The 18,557-nt window shown below is 72.4% G+C and carries 18 protein-coding genes; 8 read left to right on the top strand and 10 right to left on the bottom strand.

Annotated features, from left to right (window positions below; genetic code table 11):
• Window positions 1-3: 3 nt before the first annotated feature.
• Window positions 4-933 carry a LysR family transcriptional regulator gene (locus ACFYR3_RS12595; protein ID WP_389282751.1) on the top strand — a complete coding sequence of 310 codons (930 nt, stop codon included), beginning with the start codon at window positions 4-6 and terminating at the stop codon, window positions 931-933.
• 202 nt (window positions 934-1,135) lie between these two features.
• On the opposite strand, the gene ACFYR3_RS12590 is transcribed toward ACFYR3_RS12595, so the two are convergent.
• Both ACFYR3_RS12590 and ACFYR3_RS12585 read right to left on the bottom strand, forming a co-directional pair.
• On the bottom strand, window positions 1,136-2,050 hold the full coding sequence (locus ACFYR3_RS12590; protein WP_389282749.1) for a ketopantoate reductase family protein: 915 nt from the start codon (window positions 2,048-2,050) through the stop codon (window positions 1,136-1,138).
• A gap of 143 nt (window positions 2,051-2,193) precedes the next feature.
• Entirely contained in the window at window positions 2,194-2,967 is a 774-nt protein-coding gene (locus tag ACFYR3_RS12585; RefSeq protein WP_389282747.1) for an MBL fold metallo-hydrolase, read from the bottom strand.
• Between the two features lie 124 nt (window positions 2,968-3,091).
• On the opposite strand from ACFYR3_RS12585, the gene ACFYR3_RS12580 reads away from it, so the two are divergent.
• On the top strand, window positions 3,092-3,322 hold the full coding sequence (locus tag ACFYR3_RS12580; RefSeq protein ID WP_355856977.1) for a DUF2277 domain-containing protein: 231 nt from the start codon (window positions 3,092-3,094) through the stop codon (window positions 3,320-3,322).
• A gap of 360 nt (window positions 3,323-3,682) precedes the next feature.
• Here ACFYR3_RS12580 and ACFYR3_RS12575 read toward each other — a convergent pair whose 3' ends face one another.
• The 4 genes from ACFYR3_RS12575 to ACFYR3_RS12560 all read right to left on the bottom strand — a co-directional run bounded on the left by ACFYR3_RS12575 (window position 3,683) and on the right by ACFYR3_RS12560 (window position 7,915).
• A complete protein-coding gene (locus ACFYR3_RS12575) occupies window positions 3,683-4,315 on the bottom strand; it encodes a VTT domain-containing protein (protein WP_355848426.1) in 633 nt (210 codons plus the stop codon).
• Between the two features lie 320 nt (window positions 4,316-4,635).
• On the bottom strand, window positions 4,636-5,091 hold the full coding sequence (locus tag ACFYR3_RS12570) for a DoxX family protein (protein WP_355848429.1): 456 nt from the start codon (window positions 5,089-5,091) through the stop codon (window positions 4,636-4,638).
• 352 nt (window positions 5,092-5,443) lie between these two features.
• On the bottom strand, window positions 5,444-7,126 hold the full coding sequence (locus ACFYR3_RS12565) for an alkaline phosphatase D family protein (RefSeq protein ID WP_355848432.1): 1,683 nt from the start codon (window positions 7,124-7,126) through the stop codon (window positions 5,444-5,446).
• A gap of 144 nt (window positions 7,127-7,270) precedes the next feature.
• Window positions 7,271-7,915, bottom strand: coding sequence for an HNH endonuclease family protein (locus ACFYR3_RS12560; RefSeq protein WP_355848435.1), 645 nt, complete (start codon window positions 7,913-7,915; stop codon window positions 7,271-7,273).
• Between the two features lie 481 nt (window positions 7,916-8,396).
• On the opposite strand from ACFYR3_RS12560, the gene ACFYR3_RS12555 reads away from it, so the two are divergent.
• Together ACFYR3_RS12555 and ACFYR3_RS12550 are read left to right on the top strand one after the other, a co-directional pair.
• Window positions 8,397-8,978 carry a TMEM165/GDT1 family protein gene (locus tag ACFYR3_RS12555; RefSeq protein WP_355848438.1) on the top strand — a complete coding sequence of 194 codons (582 nt, stop codon included), beginning with the start codon at window positions 8,397-8,399 and terminating at the stop codon, window positions 8,976-8,978.
• A gap of 417 nt (window positions 8,979-9,395) precedes the next feature.
• Window positions 9,396-10,064 (top strand): HAD-IA family hydrolase, encoded by a 669-nt coding sequence (locus tag ACFYR3_RS12550; protein ID WP_389282743.1) that lies wholly within the window; start codon window positions 9,396-9,398, stop codon window positions 10,062-10,064.
• A 118-nt stretch (window positions 10,065-10,182) separates the two neighbouring features.
• On the opposite strand, the gene ACFYR3_RS12545 is transcribed toward ACFYR3_RS12550, so the two are convergent.
• Complete coding sequence (locus tag ACFYR3_RS12545) at window positions 10,183-11,664, bottom strand: peptidoglycan-binding domain-containing protein (protein ID WP_355848443.1); 1,482 nt, start codon at window positions 11,662-11,664, stop codon at window positions 10,183-10,185.
• Between the two features lie 166 nt (window positions 11,665-11,830).
• Between ACFYR3_RS12545 and ACFYR3_RS12540 the strand changes: the two genes are divergently transcribed.
• Window positions 11,831-14,008, top strand: a complete 2,178-nt coding sequence (locus ACFYR3_RS12540; protein ID WP_389282741.1) for an MDR family MFS transporter — start codon at window positions 11,831-11,833, stop codon at window positions 14,006-14,008.
• 3 nt (window positions 14,009-14,011) lie between these two features.
• Here ACFYR3_RS12540 and ACFYR3_RS12535 read toward each other — a convergent pair whose 3' ends face one another.
• Window positions 14,012-14,542 (bottom strand): GNAT family N-acetyltransferase, encoded by a 531-nt coding sequence (locus ACFYR3_RS12535; RefSeq protein ID WP_389282739.1) that lies wholly within the window; start codon window positions 14,540-14,542, stop codon window positions 14,012-14,014.
• Between the two features lie 241 nt (window positions 14,543-14,783).
• Between ACFYR3_RS12535 and ACFYR3_RS12530 the strand changes: the two genes are divergently transcribed.
• Both ACFYR3_RS12530 and ACFYR3_RS12525 read left to right on the top strand, forming a co-directional pair.
• Window positions 14,784-15,614, top strand: a complete 831-nt coding sequence (locus ACFYR3_RS12530; protein ID WP_389282737.1) for a hypothetical protein — start codon at window positions 14,784-14,786, stop codon at window positions 15,612-15,614.
• 77 nt (window positions 15,615-15,691) lie between these two features.
• Entirely contained in the window at window positions 15,692-16,432 is a 741-nt protein-coding gene (locus ACFYR3_RS12525) for a hypothetical protein (protein WP_389282735.1), read from the top strand.
• Between the two features lie 245 nt (window positions 16,433-16,677).
• Here ACFYR3_RS12525 and ACFYR3_RS12520 read toward each other — a convergent pair whose 3' ends face one another.
• Window positions 16,678-17,106, bottom strand: a complete 429-nt coding sequence (locus tag ACFYR3_RS12520) for a DUF1992 domain-containing protein (protein ID WP_389282733.1) — start codon at window positions 17,104-17,106, stop codon at window positions 16,678-16,680.
• A gap of 119 nt (window positions 17,107-17,225) precedes the next feature.
• On the opposite strand from ACFYR3_RS12520, the gene ACFYR3_RS12515 reads away from it, so the two are divergent.
• Entirely contained in the window at window positions 17,226-17,621 is a 396-nt protein-coding gene (locus ACFYR3_RS12515; RefSeq protein ID WP_389282731.1) for a hypothetical protein, read from the top strand.
• A 62-nt stretch (window positions 17,622-17,683) separates the two neighbouring features.
• Here ACFYR3_RS12515 and ACFYR3_RS12510 read toward each other — a convergent pair whose 3' ends face one another.
• Window positions 17,684-18,355 carry an O-methyltransferase gene (locus ACFYR3_RS12510; protein WP_389282729.1) on the bottom strand — a complete coding sequence of 224 codons (672 nt, stop codon included), beginning with the start codon at window positions 18,353-18,355 and terminating at the stop codon, window positions 17,684-17,686.
• Between the last annotated feature and the right edge of the window lie 202 nt (window positions 18,356-18,557).

Raw genomic sequence — 18,557 nt, 5'->3', positions numbered from 1 at the left:
TCCATGACCCTGGATGATCTTCGTGTGTTCGTCGCCGTCTGCCGGGCCGGGAGCCTGAGCGCCGTGGCCCGGGAGCTGGGCTGTACGCAGTCGGCGGTGAGCCAGCACGTACGCCGGCTGGAACGGGAGGTCGGGGTCGGCCTCGTCGAGCGGCAGGCCCGGGGCGTGGTGCCCACCCGCGCCGGGCGGGTCCTCGAACGGGCCGCCGCCGACGGGATGGCCGGCCTCGACCTCGCGCTGCGCCGGCTCGACGAGCTGGCGCGCGGGGGCGCCGGGACGGTACGGATCGCCACCGGCGGTACCACCGTGCGGCACTTCATGTCCGGGGCCGTGGTCGAATTCCGCCGGCGGTACCCCAAGGTGAGCCTGGAGTTCCAGACCGAGAACTCCAGCCGCGGCTGCTTCGACGCGCTCGCCCGCCACGGCCTCGACCTCGCCTGGATCACCCTCGGTCCGCCCGTACGCGGGGTCGAGCAGCGGGCCGTCGCCGAACTCCCCTGGGTGCTCGCCGTACGCGCCGACGACGAACTCGCCCTGCGGGAGCGGATCGAGGCGGAGGAACTGGCCGGACTGCGGATCGTCGGTCTGCCCGAGAACTCCACCTCACGGGCCCATCTCGACGCCGTCTACCGGGAGTTGGGGATACCGGCGAGCGCCTCCGACACCAGCGTCGCCGACTGGGACACCGCGATCCTGCTCGCCGAACTCGGCCTCGGCCACGCCGTCGTCCCCGACCTGCCCGGTCTGCGCGGCCCCGGACACCCCGGCCTTCGCTTCCTCCCCGTACCGGCCCTGCCGCCCCTCACGGTCGGCTGGGCCGTACGTCAGTGGGACGCCCTGTCACCCGTGGCACACGAGTTCGCCGACACGGTGGTCCGGCACTGTGCGGGTGCGGGTGCGGGTGCGGGCGATGGGACGGTGGCGGGGGACTGACGCCGACACCGGTCCCGTAAGCCCCCGGACGTCGTCGGGTGGGGCCGCTCGGTCTCGTAGGACCCGGACGGCATCGGGCGCCGCCCGGTTCTCGCCGGCCCAAGCCGCTGCCGGGCGCCGCCCCGGTCCCGTAGCCCGGATGTCGTCGACCGCCGCCCCGGTCCCTGAGCCACCCCGGACGTCATCGGGCCTCGCCCCGCCGTCAGTTGCCCGCGTCGGCGGTGGGCGTCAGGGCCCGGACCAGCCCGCTCGCCACCGGTACCGGCACCCCGGTCCGCTCCGCCGCCCGCAGCAACGCACCGCCGATCGCGTCGAGTTCGAGTGTTCGGCCCGCCTCGGCGTCGCGCTGCATGGAGGACTTGGTGGCCGCCGGGAACGCGTCGTAGCGGGCGAGGGCGGCCGCAGGATCGACGGGCGCTCCGCAAGCGCGGCCGACCGCCGCCGTCTCCTCGACGAGGGCTGCCAGCTCCCCACGGTGCAGGGTGCGTACGTCGCCCACCGGCACCCCGTACCGCGTCGTCAGCAGTGCGAACGGCGCGAGGAACGACATCTTCGCCCAGAGCGTCGCCGCCTCGTCGTCCTGGACCCGGACGCGCACCCCGGCCCACTCCAGGGCCCCGGCGAGTGTCTCGACCCGCGCTCGGGGTGCCGTGTCGGCGGTCAGGTCGACCTCGGCGAAGGGGCTGCCGTGCTCGATCACTCCCGGCGCGATCCGCGTCGACTCCACGCGGATCACCGCGGGGGCCACCTGCTCGGGGCGGTAGCGCTCGCGCAGCGGCGCCGGATGCTCGACGCCGTTCAGGAGCGGGACGATCAGGCCCTCCTCGCCCAGGGCCTTCGCCGGCAGGCGCTCCAGCGCGGCGTCCAGGGCCGTCGCCTTGACCGCGATCAGACACGCGTCGGCCGGCTCGCGCAGTTCGGTGTCCGCCGCGACCCGCGCCGTGAAGTCGCCGAAGTGGCCGCTGCGCACCTTGATACCGTCCGCGGCCAGTGTCCGCGCGGTCTGGTCCCCGGCGAGGCAGATCACCCGGTGGCCGGCGCGGGAGAGAAGCGCCGCGAGCAGTCCGCCGACCCCGCCCGGACCCAGCACCGCCACCGTCAGCCTGTCGTTCGCCATATGTCCTCGCTCCTCTCCGCGCGACCCCGGACGGGGCCCCGGCGATGATCACAAGCGGCGGTCACCCGAGTCAATCCTCGGAGAAGCTTGCCAAAGTCCAAGGATTCACTGGGGTGTTGCGGCGGACGGGACCACGGACACCGCTACGGCACCTGTATCGAAGCCCCGGGCTCCAGCAGCCGCAGCCGGTCCGTGAGACCGGCGTCCGCGAAGGCCTTCGTCAGGGTCGAGCCGTCCTGCGTGAAGTGGCCCCAGTGCTCGAAGTGCAGCGGGACGACCCGGGCGGCGCCGAGGATCTCCGCCGCCCGCGCCGCGTCCTCGCTGGTCAGTGTCAGCGGAGCGGCCGGCACCAGCGGGGTCCGCGCCGCGCCGGCGAACAGCACGGCCACGTCGAAGGGGCCCTCCCGGCCCGCGATCTCCCGAACGACGTCCAGGGACGCGTTGTCTCCGCTCACGTACACCTTCGGCAGCCCCTCCCCGGACAGTACGAAGCCGGTCACCTCGCCCACGAGAGGCAGCGAGCCGTCGGGTCCGTGCTGCGCCGGAACGGCCGTCACGCGCAGCACTCCGCCGTCCGGACGCGCCAGTTCGACGGACTCCCAGGGGCGCAGGGCCCGTACGGGCGCGCCGATCCGTTCGTACGCCGAAGCCGTCGACAGGGTCACCGGGGCGTCCTGGAGATACTCGCGCCCGGACGCGTCCAGGTTGTCCGGGTGCTGGTCGTGGGAGAGCAGGACGGCGTCCACCGGGCCGAGCTTCCCGGCCGGCAGCGCGGGCCCGGTGGTCTTCACCAGTTTCCGTGCGCCGACGGGGCACTCGCCGGGAGCGTCGAAGGTCGGATCGGTGAGGAGCCGCAGGCCGCCGATCGCGATGACGGCGGTGGGGCCGCCGACGTAAGTGATCTCCAATGAGGTCATGCTCTGCTCAATCCACGGAACCGGCGGCCGTATTCCCGGCCGTGGCGGCCCTCTTGCGGGGCCGTGGCTGCCCCTCTTGCGCGACCGGTGACCAGGACGGCGCCGGACGCGCGAGACTGGAGTCATGTGCCGCAGCATCAAGACACTTCGCCCGCCCGCGATCCCCGAGGAAGCGACCGAGGAGGAGATCCGCGCCGCCGCTCTGCAGTACGTCCGCAAGGTCTCCGGGTTCCGCGCCCCGGCCGCCCACAACCGTGAGGTCTTCGACCGCGCCGTCGCGGCGGTCGCGGCGGCCACGGCCGAGTTGCTGGACGACCTGGAGGTGCGCGGAGCGGCGACCCAGCGCGCCGGATAGCACTCCGGCGGCCCCGCAGGACAGCCGCGGGCTACGGGGCCGTCAGCCCGCAAGCGCCTGCTCCGTGTCCGCAGCCCCGCACGGCCTCCGCAGGACTGTTAGGTCCCGCAGCCCGCAGCCCGCAGCCCGCAGCCCGCAGCCCGCAGCCCGCAGCCTGTGCTCCGGGGCTCGCGGCGCGCAGCCCGGCAGCCCGCAGCCCGCCGCGGCTCGCGGCCGGTAGCTCGTGGCCGTAGCCGGTCGCCGGTGGCTCGTGGACGCAGTTTGTGGCCGGTACACGTGGTCGGTAGCCGGTAGCCGGTAGCCGGTAGCCGGTAGCCGGTAGCAGGCGGCCGGTGGCTCGCGGCGCCGGTAACCCGGGGCTCAGGCGCCGGTGCTCTGCTCCCGTACCGCGGGCCGGCGCACGAGGTAGGCCGCGCCCGCTCCCGCGGCGAACAGAGCCCCGAACGAGACGCCCGTCGCGAGCCAGGTGGCGCCCAGCCACTGGCCGCCGAAATAGCCGAGGGCCACGCTGTAACCGGCCCAGGCCAGTCCCGCGAGGACCGACCAGGGCAGGAACTCGCGGACCCGGCGGTGCGCGGCGCCCGCGCCGAGCGAGACGACCGAGCGGCCGGCCGGCGCGAAACGGGCGACGACGACGAGCACGCCGCGGGCCCCGCCGCCGCGCGCCAGGACCTCGCCGAGACGTTCCTGCGCGCTGGTCAGGCGGCGGGATCGGGCGATGGCGCGATCCAGGCGGTCGCCGCCGCGCCAGGCGAGGCGGTACGCCATCAGGTCGCCGAAGACCGAGGCCGTGGCCGCGCAGAGGGTGAGCACCAGGATGTCGGGCACGGCGTGCGGAACGGCGCCGGTGGCGGAACCCGCCGCGGCCGTCGCCGCCGTGATGACCAGGACACCGCTCGGCAGAACCGGCAGAAACACATCAAGAACGATGGACACCGCGACCACCGCGTAGATCCATGGGCTGCCCGTCAGCGACCCCACACTCTCCAGCACCGAAACTCTCCCCCGACTCCCCCGTAAGCACGACCGCGCCGCGACTCACGGGGGAGTGGCGGAGCGGCCTGTGACAGCCATACAGCGTACGCCGCGGATGTGACAGAAGGTCCTCTGGGGGCGCATGTGTCGGTCACGTCACGTTCACACGCCCGCACGTTCCGGTACGACGTACGGCGCCGATGTCCGTCATGGGTGTGGATGGGGCCCGGGTGAGCGGCTCCGCCGACGAGCCGGGCGGGCCTTGTCGGCGGGGCCCGACGGCTCGGACACGACGGCGCCCGCCTCCGTGAACCGGGGCGGGCGCTTTCGTGCGGCGGTCAGGCGGTGACGGGCTCCGCCGCCCGCTCGTCCTCGGCGGCCGAGGAGGTGCGGGCGGCGAGCAGCCGGTCGAGGCCGAGCGCGCCGGAGCCGGTGAAGACGAGCAGCAGCATGGTCCAGCAGAACAGCGCGGAGAGCTCGCCGCCGTTCTGGATCGGCCACAGCGCCGCCGACTGGTGGACGTCGAAGTAGGCATACGCCATCGAGCCCGAGGCGATGAACGCGGCGGCGCGGGTGCCGAGGCCGAGGAGCACGAGCGCCCCGGCGACGAGCTGGATGACGGCCGCGTACCAGCCGGGCCAGGTGCCCGCGTCGATGGTGCCGCCGTCGGTGCCCATCGCACCGCCGAGCACGCCGAAGAGCGAGGCGGCGCCGTGCGCGGAGAAGAGCAGGCCGACGACGATGCGGAACAGGGAAATGGCGTACGGCTGGGCGCTGTTGAGGCGTCCGGTCATGTGGGGGAACTCCTTCGGTCTGATTCGGTCCGGGAGGCCGGACCGTGGGACGGAACCGAGTGAGTCACCAAGGTTAGGTGGACCTAATCTGTGCTTGCAAGTTCAACATTCGGCCATGGCCGGACTTCCGTTTGTGGTTCCGCTTCGGTCGTCGTCGCACGTAGGGCCGCCCATGCCACGGCATCGGCATCCGAAAGGGTGACCGAATCCGCTCCGGGTCCGGCGCTCGTCGCGGTCGCCCGGCGCCCGCCCCGCGTCGGCACCCCGAGCGCGAACCGCCGTGCCCGTGAGCTGCCCTGACGCCTTCACATCCGGTTCCGGAAGCCGCGCCCACGGAAGCGGATGGACCGCCTCATCGTGCCGTCGAGTGCGGGGCGATCACGGACTCCTGCACGGTCGTCAGCCGGGCGCCCCGCGCCGTGCTGTCGGCGCCGCCGCCCCGTGCCTCCCGTGCCTGTTCGAGGCGCAGGGATGCCGAACGGCCGTGCAGGGTCAGGGTCATCAGCTGATTACCGAACCAAGGGCCGCCGGACTTGCGCCAGTCGACCGGTAGGTGCCCGCAACGGCCGTGCCGGGCGAGGAGGTTGCCGAGCAGTCGGGCCGGACGGCTCCAGCCGAAGCGGAAGCCGAGCCGTATGGAGAGCGGGATGGAGTTGTGGATGGGGGAGCAGGTCAGCTGGAGAACCCGGGCGGTGGGCTGCCGGGCGGGGTCGGCCCAGACCGGATCGGCGACATAGGCGTGGTGCACGTCTCCCGACAGCACGCACACCGTCGCCGGCGCGTCCTCGCCCGAACCGGCCTCGGCGATCAGCTCCGCCAGTTCCTCGAACGACTCCGGGAACGCCGCCCAGTGCTCCAGATCGGCCGCGCGGCGCAGCCGCTCGCCGAACCGAGCCCATCGCGCGCCCCGCTCACCCCGGCACAGTGCGGCGTCCCACGTCTCCGCCTGGTGGATCAGCGGGGGCAGCAGCCAGGGCAGGGACGTGCCGATCAGGAGATGGTCGCGGGAGGCCGGCGCCTCCAGTACCTGCTCGCGCAGCCAGGCCGCTTCCCCGGCATCGAGCATCGAGCGGTGCTTCTCGTCCAGGACGCGGGCCGCGCGGGTGTCGAGCATCAGGACGCGGGTCCGGCCGAAGTCGCGGCGGTAGCTCCAGCGCACCGAGGCCGGGTCGGCGTCGGCCTGAGCGGCGAAGGCACGCAGCACGTCCGTGCCGTCCGGGGTCTCGCGTACGGCCGCGTACAGCAGGTCCGCGGCGAGCTCGTCGGGGGAGAGGTTGCCGAGGTGCTGGTGGACCCAGTACGACATCAGACCGCTCAGTACCCGCTCGCGCCACCACGGGGTCGCCCGGATCTCCGCGAGCCAGGCCGCGCTGGTGTTCCAGTCGTCGATGACGTCGTGGTCGTCGAAGATCATGCAGCTCGGTACCGTGGACAGCAGCCAGCGGATCTCCGGGTCGAGCCAGGATTCGTAGTAGAGGCGCGTGTACTCCTCGTAGTCCGCGACCTGATGGCCCGGGGGGTCCGCGAGACCCCTTCGCGCGGCGATCCACGCGCGGGTCGCCTTCGAGACCTCGTCCGCGTACACCTGGTCGCCCAACAGCAGGAGCACGTCCGGGCGTTCGCCGTCCGGGGCCGCGGCGATCCGGGCGGCGAGGGTGTCCAGGGCGTCGGGCCCGACCGGGTCCTTCTCGTCCGCGGGCGGCGCCGCCCAGCGGCAGGAACCGAAGGTCACGCGGACGGCGGCTTCGTCGCCCTCGGGGGTGCGGACGGCCGAGGGGGGAAAGGGCGAGTCGGGCAGCGGCCAGACGGTCGCCTCGTCCAGCAGGATCTCGTACGCGGTGACCGTGCCCGGCGTCAGTCCGCTCACCGGCACCAGCGCGTAGTGGTGGCCCGCGATCTGGAACGTACGGGCCTTTCCGCCGGTGCCGTCCGCGCAGCGCACCTCGGCGGTGCACGGACGGCTCGCCTCGACCCAGAAGGTCGCGGACGAGCCGTCGACGTACCTCAGCAGCGGCCCCAGGCGCAGTTCAGCCATGATGATCCCCCTCCTCCGTCGCCCCGTACGGTACGGAACGACGGAGGCCTGTGGGGAGGTTCCGGAAACCGTGGGAACACCGTGGGGGGAACGATGTCCGGAACCCGGGCGACCTGGGCCGCCGGTCTGTGACGCGGGTGCGGGTCAGCAGCCGCTCAGGACCGAACTCAGCTTCGTCTTCTCCGCGGAGTCGACCTTGAGGTTGTAGTAGTACTTCACCTGGACCCAGGCGCGGACGTAGGTGCAGGCGTACGAGCTGAGCGAGGGCATCCACTCGGCCGGGTCCTTGTCGCCCTTGGACTGGTTCACGTTGTCCGTGACGGCGAGCAGCTGCGGGCGCGTCACGTCATTGGCGAAGGCCTGGCGCTGGGCCGTGGTCCAGGCGCTGGCGCCGGAGTCCCAGGCCTCGGCGAGCGGCACGAGGTGGTCGATGTCGACGTCGGAGGCGGCGGTCCAGGTGGCGCCGTCGTAGACGGAGTACCAGCTGCCGCTGGTGGCCGCGCACGCGGAGTCGGTGACGACGTTCGAGCCGTCGCGCTTGAGTATGTACTCACGGGTGTTGCAGGTGCCGCTGATCGTGATCCAGGTGGGGAACAGATCGCGGGCGTAGCCGGTGCGGTTCTCCGTCGCGACGGTGAGGGACGCCAGGTAGGTGCGGGCGGTGGCCGCGCTGACCGGGGTGGGGAGGGCGGCGGAGGCGGTCGGGCCGTTGAAAACACTGGCCATGGCTATGAGGCCCGTGATGGCTGCGAGTATGCTCAGCCGTCGACGCGCGTAGACCTTTGGCATGCGAACTCCCTTGGGGTGTGGGGGCGTTGGAGTGCGAGCGAACGAATGCTCGCGGCGTCGTATTGCCGGGAGGTAAGTACGCGGTTAGAAGCTAGTGACGCGTACATGACATGACAAGGTTTATGACAGAACTTTCGGCGCGGAGAAAACTCCCGGCCGCGGGACTTTCGGCCCTGTGGGGCCGCTTCGCGGGTCGCGTACTATGGACGACGCAGAAGGGGAGTAGCTCTTCGCCGGACCGTCGACATACTGCTCAGCTCGTCTGAGCCGGCGCCCGGAGGCAGACCTCGTTCACGAGGACGGCCAGCGAGACCTTCGGCAAGCAGTGCACTTGCCCGTGCCGGGACCTTCCGGCGTGGGTGCTTCTGCCCGCACCTCCCGGTGCTGGTGTCGCTGTGTGCTGCCGTGCCGAGGTGTCGCGCAGTCACAGCACGCGCAGTCGCAACACTCTCGGCGGGGCAGCCCGACCGATTGAGGAATTTTGATCAGCTTCAGCGTGATGGCGCTCGTCTTCGGTGTCGTCTTCCTTGCCGAACTGCCGGACAAGACGGCCCTCGCCGGCCTCGTCCTCGGCACGCGCTACCGCGCCTCCTACGTCTTCGCCGGTGTCGCCGCCGCGTTCGCCGTCCATGTGACGCTCGCCGTCGCGGCGGGCAGCGTGCTGACGCTGCTGCCGCAGCAGATCGTGCACGCGGTCACCGGTGTGCTGTTCCTCGGCGGTGCCGCGGTGCTGCTGATGAAGAAGGGCGGGGACGAGGAGGAGATCCGCAAGCCGGAGAACCAGACCTTCTGGAAGGTCTCCGGGGCGGGCTTCATGCTCATCCTCGTCGCCGAGTTCGGCGACCTCACGCAGATCATGACGGCGAACCTCGCCGCGCGGTACGACGATCCGCTGTCGGTTGGGCTCGGCGCGGTGCTGGCGCTGTGGGCCGTCGCGGGGCTCGGGATCGTCGGCGGCAAGGCGCTGATGAAGCGGGTGCCGTTGGAGCTGATCACCAAGGTGGCGGCGGTGCTGATGCTGGGGCTGGGGGTCTGGAGCCTGTACGAGGCCGTGGCGGCCTGAGTACCGTCCGGCCGGGCGCTCGCCCCACTCGCCCCAGGAGGCGCGCTCTTCGCGGGGCTCCGTGTGGTGCCGGGGTGGGCCTCGGCGGGCGCCCCGGCGCCCGGCCTCTGTGGTGCGCCGGGGGCTGGGCTCGGTCACTTCCCCGCACGAGCGGGTGCGGCCGCCTTCCCGGTAGGGGGCCGGCTGTGCGCGGATGCCGGTGGGGGCTGTCGGTGTCCGGAGGGTGTCTCGAGGGCGTCCTGGGGGTTGCGCTTGCGGTCCGGGGGGACAAGGGGCAGGTCAGGGGCGGTGGCGCCGAGGGGGCTAGTTTTGTATCTTGTAGGAACAAAGTGGTTCCCGTCCGCACCTCCCTGACCGGCGGGCGGGGCCGCCTTGTTTCCCGGGGGTGTGTTGCCCCCCATATCTGCGTTTTGGAGCATGCCGATGACGACGGCCACCACCGTTCTGACCGCCCGCGCCCTCCTGCTCGACATGGACGGCACCCTCGTCAATTCGGACGTCGTCGTCGAACGCTGCTGGCGCGGCTGGGCCGACCGGCACGGGCTGGACGGGGACGAGGTCATGAAGGTCGTCCACGGCAGGCAGGGCTACGCCTCGATGGCGGTGCTGCTGCCGGACCGGCCCATGGAGCAGAACCACGCGGACAACACGCTGATGCTGGCCGAGGAGACCGCCGACATGGACGGCGTCGTCGCGATTCCGGGAGCGGCGGAGTTCCTCGCCTCCCTCGCGGAGGTGCCGCACGCGCTCGTCACCTCGGCGGATGTGGCGCTGTCCGGCGGGCGGATGGCCGCCGCCGGGCTCGGACTTCCCGACGTGCGGGTCACCGCCGAGTCCGTCGGCGCCAGCAAGCCCGATCCCGAAGGCTTCCTGAAGGGCGCGGCCGAGCTGGGGATCGCGCCCGAGGACTGTGTCGTCTTCGAGGACTCCGGAGCGGGAATCGCCGCGGGGCGGGCCGCCGGAATGCGGGTCGTCGGGGTCGGTCCCCGGGCGGGATTCCACGGGCCGGACGTGCTCGTACGTGATCTGACCGAGGTACGGGTCGAGGTCGTCGGGGACGGGACGGTTCGCCTTCACATCGGCTGAGGGCCGGGGGGAGGTTCTTGCCCCCTCCGCCCCTTCGCTTCCCGTACCCGGGGCTCCGCCCCGGACCCCGCTCCTCGGACGCCGGAGGGGCTGAATCCTGCGGTACCCGGACAGGCGGCTACGGCTCCGCCGTCTCCGCCTCCAGGCTCGCCCGCGTCGCCGGGCCGTACACCCCCGGCTCGTCCCCCGTGATGCCCCGCGCCCACTGGTACCACCGCACGGCGTCTTCGAGGTGATGCTCGAACTGGCCGTCGGCTTTCCGCATGTACATCCTGAGCTGGCTCAGCCGGAGCTGGAGCTCGGTCACCTCGGGCCCGCTGTCGCCACGGCGCAGGGTGGGACCGGCCGCCACGTTCGCACCGCCGCCGCCCGTGGAGGCCGCGGATCCCGGCGCGGTCGCCGTCTGGCTCGGCCGCGCGGACGTCGCCGACGCCGTGGCCGACGAGGACGGTGTCGCCGACGTGTCCGACGCGGACGCCGACGGCGACGGGCTCGCGCTCGCCGAGGCGGACGGGGACGACGACGCCGAGGCCGTCGAGGACGCGCTCGCCGACGGCACCGCGGAAGCCGTGTCGGACAGGACGTCCGGCGCGGTCGTCCGGACGCCCTTCGGCTGGGCCTCGTCCCGCGAGGGCGGGTCGGAGGAGAGCAGTCCGCTCACGACCCCCGCCGCGGCCACGACAGTCACCACGACTCCGGTGACGGCGAGGACCCCGGTACGTCGGCGACGCCTGGGCCGGCCGGTGGCCGAGACCTCCTGGCCGGGCTTCGGACCGCGCGAGCCGCCGTGGGAAAGGCGGACGTCGGTGGCGCGCGCGTCCGAGGGGAGCGCCTTCAGCTGCATGGTGGCGTCGGCCGGCATCGCCGCCGACGGCGTGGTGACCTCCGGCGGCAGCGGAGCCGATCGCGGGGCCGCGTCCGCGGGCACGAGGGCCGGTCGCATGGTCGCGTCCGCCGGGATCGCGGCCAGCTGCATGGTGGAAGCGGTCGCGTCCTCGCCGTTCGCGGGCGGCATCGGCACTCCGCCGACCGGCGGAGTGCCGTACACGGAGCCCGTCGGCTCGACGCCGTCGGCGGGCATGCCGCCGTGGAACCGAGGGTCGGTGCCGTGCACCTGCATGGCGTGGGCTTCCCCGGAGCCCCCCATGGTCCCGGCGCCGCCGACGGGCATGCCGCCGCTCGCGGGTGCTCCGTGAGAGCCCACGTGCGCCGAGGCGCCCTCCGGCGCCCAGACACCCGTTTCGGCCGGGGCCCAGACACCCGTTTCGGCCGCCGCCCAGGCACCCGCTTCGGCGGCCGCCCACGGCTCTCCGGCGGTCGGGGCGGCATGCCAGGGCCCCGGGGCCGTTCCGGCCAGGCCGCCAGGGCCACCGGTGCCCTCGGCCGGTCCCCGGTCTCCTCCGGTGCGCCCGGAGTTCTCCGTACCCAGTTCTACGTAAGGCCGTATGCGCAGCGGGTTGAAGTCTTCCGCTGCGGCCTGCGCCGCGCGCTTGTCGCGCAGCGCGTCGGACGCCGTGCGGGCACAGCCGCAGAACGGGGTGCCGTCCTGCGCCCGGTGTGCGGCGCACTCGGGGCAGACATGCCCGGTCGGTTCAGTCACGAGTGGGTCCCTCCCCCTGAAAACTCCAGTGATTATGCGGACGACCTTCATACAACCTTCAAGCAGCCCCCCGGAATCACGGATTCCGGTCAGCTCGACAGGCCATAACCGGACACACCGATCAGGATGGAGGGTGACCGGGACCCTCGGGGCTCAGGGAGGCCGCATGACCGGGGACGCGCACGGTTCGGACACGCCGTCCGGCCGGGGGCCGGAGGGGGCGGACGCGCCGACCGGCGGCGGCATGGGCGGGCCGCCCGGACCGCGCGACTCGGTCGAGGTGAGCGAGTCGGCGGTGCGCCGCCGCAGCGCGGCGGCCACCGACGCCCGGGACACGGTGCACGGCAGCGGCGTCTTCGTGTCCATCGGCGCCCTGCTGCTCGGCATGCTGCTCGCCGCGCTGGACCAGACGATCGTGTCCACCGCGCTGCCGACCATCGTCAGCGACCTCGGCGGTCTGGAGCATCTGTCCTGGGTGGTCACGGCGTACCTGCTCGCGTCGACGGCGGCGACCCCGCTGTGGGGCAAGCTCGGCGACCAGTACGGCCGCAAGAAGCTCTTCCAGACGGCGATCGTGATCTTCCTGGTCGGATCGGCACTGTGCGGCATGTCGCAGAACATGGGCGAGCTGATCGGCTTCCGGGCCTTGCAGGGCCTCGGCGGCGGCGGGCTGATGGTCCTGTCGATGGCGATCGTCGGCGACCTCGTCCCGCCGCGTGAACGGGGCAAGTACCAGGGCCTGTTCGGTGCGGTCTTCGGCGCGACGAGCGTGCTGGGGCCGCTGCTCGGCGGCCTGTTCACGGAACACCTCAGCTGGCGCTGGGTCTTCTACATCAACCTCCCCGTCGGCGTCGTCGCGCTCGTGGTGATCGCGGCGGTCCTGCACATCCCGAAGAAGTCGGCCCGGCACGTCATCGACTATTTCGGTACGTTCCTGATCGCCGCGGTCGCCACCTGCCTGGTCCTGGTGGCCTCGCTGGGCGGTACCACCTGGGACTGGGGCTCGCCGCAGATCATCGGTCTCGTGATCGTCGGCGTGGTCCTCGGCGTCGCCTTCGTCGTCGTGGAGCGGCGCGCGGCCGAACCCGTCCTGCCGCTCAAGCTCTTCCGCGTCCACACCTTCACGCTGTCCGCGATCATCAGCTTCATCGTCGGCTTCGCGATGTTCGGCGCGATGACCTATCTGCCGACGTTCCTCCAGGTCGTGCAGGGTGTGTCGCCCACGATGTCCGGTGTGCACATGCTGCCGATGGTGTTCGGGCTGCTGCTGTCGTCCACGGTCTCCGGGCAGATCGTCAGCCGTACCGGCCGCTGGAAGGTGTTCCCGGTCGCGGGCACCGGGATCACCGCCATCGGTCTGCTCCTGCTGCACCAGCTGGACGAGAACAGCAGCACGTGGGAGATGAGCGCGTACTTCTTCGTCTTCGGCCTGGGCCTCGGCCTGGTCATGCAGGTCCTGGTCCTGATCGTGCAGAACGCGGTGTCGTACGAGGATCTGGGCGTCGCCACGTCCGGGGCGACCTTCTTCCGGTCCATCGGCGCCTCGTTCGGTGTCGCGATCTTCGGCACGGTCTTCGCGAGCCGCCTCGGCGACAACCTGACGAAGGCGCTGGGCGGGCAGCAACTGCCACCCGGGATCACCACGGACTCCCTGAAAGCCGACCCGAAGGGGATCGCCCAGCTGCCGGCCGATCTCCAGCCGCCCGTCCTGCACGCGTTCGCGACGTCGATCACGGATGTCTTCCTGTACGCCGCCCCGGTCGCCCTGCTCGGTTTCGTACTGGCCTGGTTCCTGCGCGAGGACAATCTGCGCGGCTCCGTCACGGCCCCCGACGTCACGGAGACCCTCGCCAGCAACCCGGTCGAGCGGTCGTCGTACGACGAGGTGTGCCGCGCGCTGTCCGTGCTCGGCACCCGGGAGGGCCGCCGCGAGATCTACGAGAAGATCACCGCGAGCGCCGGCTACGACCTGCTGCCCGCGGCGAGCTGGTTGCTGCTGCGGATCAAGAAGTACGGGTGGGCGGAGCCCGCACTCCTGGCCGAGCGCCATGCCGTCCCCCTGAAGGTCCTCCTGGCCGCCGCCCGCCAGCTCGAGGAACGTCGGCTCGTCCGCCGCGAGGGCCTGGACCTGGTCCTGACCGACGCGGGCGGCGAGGCCGCCGGGAATCTGTCCAGGGCCCGCGAGGAGTCCTTCTCCGACCTCCTCGGCGACTGGTGGACACCGGACCGCCCGACGGACCTCACCCAGCTGGTCGAGGAGCTGAACGAAGAGATGTGCGGCTCCGACGCGGAGCGGCCCCACGAGCGCACGCTGCTCGGCCGGCCGGAGGGAGAAATGGGCTGAGCGTCAGCCGGTCAGGTCCTTCCGGAACCAGTGCTCGGCGTAGGTCTCGTCGTTGTGCGCCGGGGTCTCCTCGTAACCGTGCCGGGCGTACAGCGCCCGTGCCTCGACGAGGTCGCCGCGGGTGTCGAGGACCAGCCGCCGGGCGCCCAGGCCGCGAGCCGCCGCCTCGGCCGCCGCCAGCAGGAGGGGCGCGCCGCCCTTGCCGCGCAGGTCCTCGCGGACGAAGACGCGGCTCAGTTCGCCCGTCGTGGCGTCGAGCATCCGCACCCCCGCGGTGCCGCCGGGCTCACCGTCGTGGCGCGCGACCAGCAACAGACCCGTCGGGGGCGTGAACTCGCTGCCCGTCCGCGCTGCGACCTCCCGCTCCAGCTCGTCGGGATCCGTCGTGCGTCCTTCGTGCAGCAGGTACCACCGGTCGCTGACCTCCGTGTAGTACGCCCTCCAAAGTGCGGCGGCGACAGGGGAGTCGAAGGGTTCGGGGGCCACGCTCCAGGAAGCCGGCGGGCCAAAAGGCGATCGGGTCATACCGGCCATTGTCTTCGGGTACCACCCCAGGCTCGCAACCGGATAGCGGTGTCGGACCGAACAGCCCGACGAGGAACGGGTGTTGTCGGTCACCGTGGCGCGCGCCTGACGGGCCGTCGGCGGGTGGCCGGCGGGTGGCCGGTTCCGGGGTCTGGGCGGTCGCGCCGCGAGGGGGGCCGTTTGAGGAGCGGCTTCCGGGCAACCCGGTCCAGGAACCGGCCCGTTGGGTCGAGAACCCCGGAAGGCACCCATGTCCACAGGCGTGATCATCGCTCTGATCGTGATCGTGGCGGCCGTTGCCGTTGTCGCGGCCGCCCTGACCCTCCTCGCCCGAAGGCCGCCGGGCGGGCGCACTCTGCGGCGGCGCTTCGGACCGGAGTACGACCGAACCGTCGCCCGGCACGACGGCGACACCCAGGCCGCCGAACGCGACCTCACCGAGCGCGTGAAGCGGCACGGCGCGCTGCGCGAGCAGTCCCTCGAACCCGCGGCCCGGGAACGGTACGCGGCCGGCTGGACGGCCGCCCAGGAACGCTTCGTCGACTCGCCCCAGGAGGCGGTGGCCGAGGCCGACCGGCTGCTCGGTGAGCTGGCCGGAGCACGCGGGTTCCCCGAGGGGGACCGTTACGAGGAGCAGGTCTCCGCGCTCTCCGTTCACCACGGACACCACGTCCACGGGTACCGCCGCGTGCACCGTGCGGCGCTGGCCCGCACCGGCGCGGGCCAGAACGGCGGCGTCGACACCGAGCAGATGCGCGAGGCCATGCTGGAGGCCCGCGACCTCTTCGACGACCTGCTGACCCCGACCCGCCAGGACACCTCCCCCGGCCGTGTGCGTGACACGGACGACGTGAGCGAGTCATCGGCCGCCCGCCCGGAGCGCACCGGGCGGTTCAGCATGGCCAAGGACACCCGGCGCACCGAGCCGGCGCGGACGACGCAGAGCGCCGAGCGCACGGAGCGCGCCGAAAGTGCTGAGCGCGCCGAGAGCACCGAGACCTCCAGCCCCGAGACCTCCACCCCCGACACTCGCTCCCACCTGCCCTGGTCCTTCACCAGGCGTCAGGCGAAGGGGAGTTGAAGAAGGTGAGCGCCATGAAGCCAGACCAGGATTCCGAGCGGACCCCGTCCCGTGATGGGGCTGTCGTGAAAGGCCGCGTGACCCCCGTACCCGCCGAACGCTCCCCGGACGACAGGGAGAGCGAGAACCGTCAGGAGACCGAGGAAGTGTCGCGCCGCGAGGCACTGAAGGGCCAGGTGGATCCCGCTTCCGCCGAACCCGCCCCCGGCGACCGGGCCAGGAACGCCGACCGGGCCAGGAACGGCGACGACGCGGCAGCCCGGCCTACCGGGCCGACCGGGATCGGCACAACGGCCCGCGGGGCGACGGGTGTTGACGTCGGCGAGCGGGAGGCCCGGCGCGGCGACCGTACGGGGCGTACGGGCTCCGGCGACGCATCCCGCGCGTCCGACGGTCCCGGGCCGAGTCCTGTGCCCGGTGACGCCGGGGAAGCGCTCCCCAGGGGCGGCACGGCGGACACCAAGAGCCGTACGGGTACGGGTACGGGTACGGGTACGGAAGATCGTGCCGGGCGTGACGAGCGGATGCTGCCGCTGGACGAGTACGACAAGTTCTCGCTGCGGATGCGGCACGCGGTCGGCGGGTTCGTCGACGGGCCGCAGGCTTCCGTCGAGGAGGCCGACCATGTGCTGGAAGAGCTCGCGGGCCGGCTCACGGAAGCCGTGACCCGGCGGCGGCGCGCTCTGCGTACGTCCTGGCAGTCCGGCGGCGAGGGCGAGGGCAAGGGCGAGGGCAAGGGGACGGCCTCCGACACGGAGCAGCTCCGGCTCGCCCTGCGGGACTACCGCGAGATGACCGAACGACTTCTGCGGCTCTGAGCCCGCTCGGACACCTCCCCGGTGAGGTGAGGCCGCGTCCCGGACCATGCCCCGGGACGCGGCCTCACGCCATTCGCGCGGCCTCACGCCATTCGCGCGGCCTCACGGCGTTCGCGCGGGCCGTCGAGTCCGTGTGCGGCCGCGCGGTGCACCGTGCCGCGGGTCCTCGCCGGGCTCCCGCGGGTATCCCTCCGGTATCCCCGCGGTTCTCCGCGGCCTCACGATGCTCCGCTGTTTCCCCGCCCCTAGGACTGCCTGCTGCCCGGGGCCGGGTCCTCGCGGGCCGCGCGCCACTCCCGCACGATCTTCTCCACGTCGTACGGCTTGAGCCCGAGCGGAGGTCCCGGCGGTGGCTTGAACATGACCTCGCGGATCTTGGCGTTGATGTCCTCGACGATCCGTCGCACCACCCGCTCCGAAGGAGCCGCGGAGGCCGCCACGAGGGCGTCCTCCGCCTCCTTGCGCAGGGCCAGTGTGGGCGGCAGGACCGACAGCCCCTCACGGGCCATCTTCCGCTTGATCCACCAGAGTTCGTCGTACGGGGTGTCGGTGATCTCCGGCAGCGGCTTGCCCGCGCCGGGAAGTTCCGTGAACTCGCCGCGGGCCTCCGCCTCGCGGATCTGTTTGTCCACCCAGGACTCGAAGCTGACACCGGGTGGCTTGCGCTCGGTCATGAGTCCATTGTGCCGGAGGTCACACGGCGACGGGAAAGGTCGAATTATCATGCGGCGGCGACGGGGCAACCACGTTCCGCCCCAGGACAATTGGACCAGCACCTCACGAAGGAGCGCGCGTGCTCGAACTCACCATGGCCTCGGTGTCCGCAGCGGACGCCGGTGCGACGGCCGGGATGCAGATGGCCGACGCACCGAGCGACCCCGGGGCCATGCTGCGGGTGGGCAGGGACCGGGCCGTGTGCCGTCTCGCGACCCCCGACGACTGGCTGTTCGTGTCCCGGGTCCACCTGGAGTTCCTGTGCGGCCCGGACGGCTCCTGGCAGGTCACCTGGCTCCGGGGTTCCCACGCGGAACCGTCCTCCGAGGTCCTGCTGATCCTGGCGGGGCTGCCGTCCCAGCCGCTTCCGTACGGCGGGACGGCCAGACTCCCGGCGGGCGGCTCCGGCGAACTCGTCATCCAGGACCGCACCGGCCCCCACACCGTGAACGTGGGCTTCTACCACGAGGCCTAGAACCGAAGGACGGCCCCAGGCTGCGGCGGCGCGGTGTGGAGGGCGGGCGGGACCGGGTGCGATCAGGCCCGTACGCGGGCCAGCGCGAACCCGTCGTACCCCTTGCTGCCCACCGTCTGCACCGCCGTGCCGTTCAACTTCGGGTGGGAGGCGATCAGTTCGAGCGCGGCCCGGGTGCCCAGCACACTCGGGTCGGTGCTCGCCCCGTCGGTGACCGCTCCGCCGCGGACGACGTTGTCGAGGACGATCACGCTGCCGGGCCGGGTGAGCCGGGCCGCCCACTCGATGTAGTGGGGGTTGTTCACCTTGTCCGCGTCGATGAACACGAAGTCGAACGGCTCCGGGTTCTCGTCCGCCAGCTTCGGCAGGGACTCCAGGGCGGGGCCCACCCGCACCTCGGCGATCTTGTCGAGGCCGGCCCGCATGAGGTTGGCGCGCGCGACCTCGGCGTGCCGGGGGTCGTACTCGAGGGTGATCAGCTGCCCGTCGGCGGGCAGGGCGCGGCCCAGCCAGATCGTGCTGTAGCCGCCGAGCGTGCCGATCTCCAGGATGCGGCGGGCGCCCTGGATCTCGGCGAGCAGCTGGAGCAGCTTCCCCTGGTTCGGCGCGACGTTGATGGGCGGCAGTCCGGCCGCGTCGCTGTCGCGCAGCGCGGCGGTCAGGATCTCGTCGGCGGGGGCCAGGAGGGTGGTGAAGTGGTCGTCGACATCGTTCCAGAGCTGCGACTCGCTCATGCACCGGACCTTTCATCTGACTAGTTAGATGCGCTAAGGACTTCCGGGGATGAACCTAGCCGCCGACGCCCGCGCGTGCCAGTGGGATTCGCGCCCCGCGGGGTCCCCCCCCGTTACCTTTTCCGTGGCCCCGCAATGGGGCGCCTGGCCCCCGGGTCCGGTATGGCTGTGTGCCCCCTGTCGTACGGATGACCTGGGGGGT

Origin of the sequence: Streptomyces sp. NPDC005784 (assembly GCF_042871525.1) — a bacterium.
Classification (GTDB): Bacteria; Actinomycetota; Actinomycetes; order Streptomycetales; family Streptomycetaceae; genus Streptomyces.
This window is presented reverse-complemented; position numbering and strand designations above follow the sequence as displayed.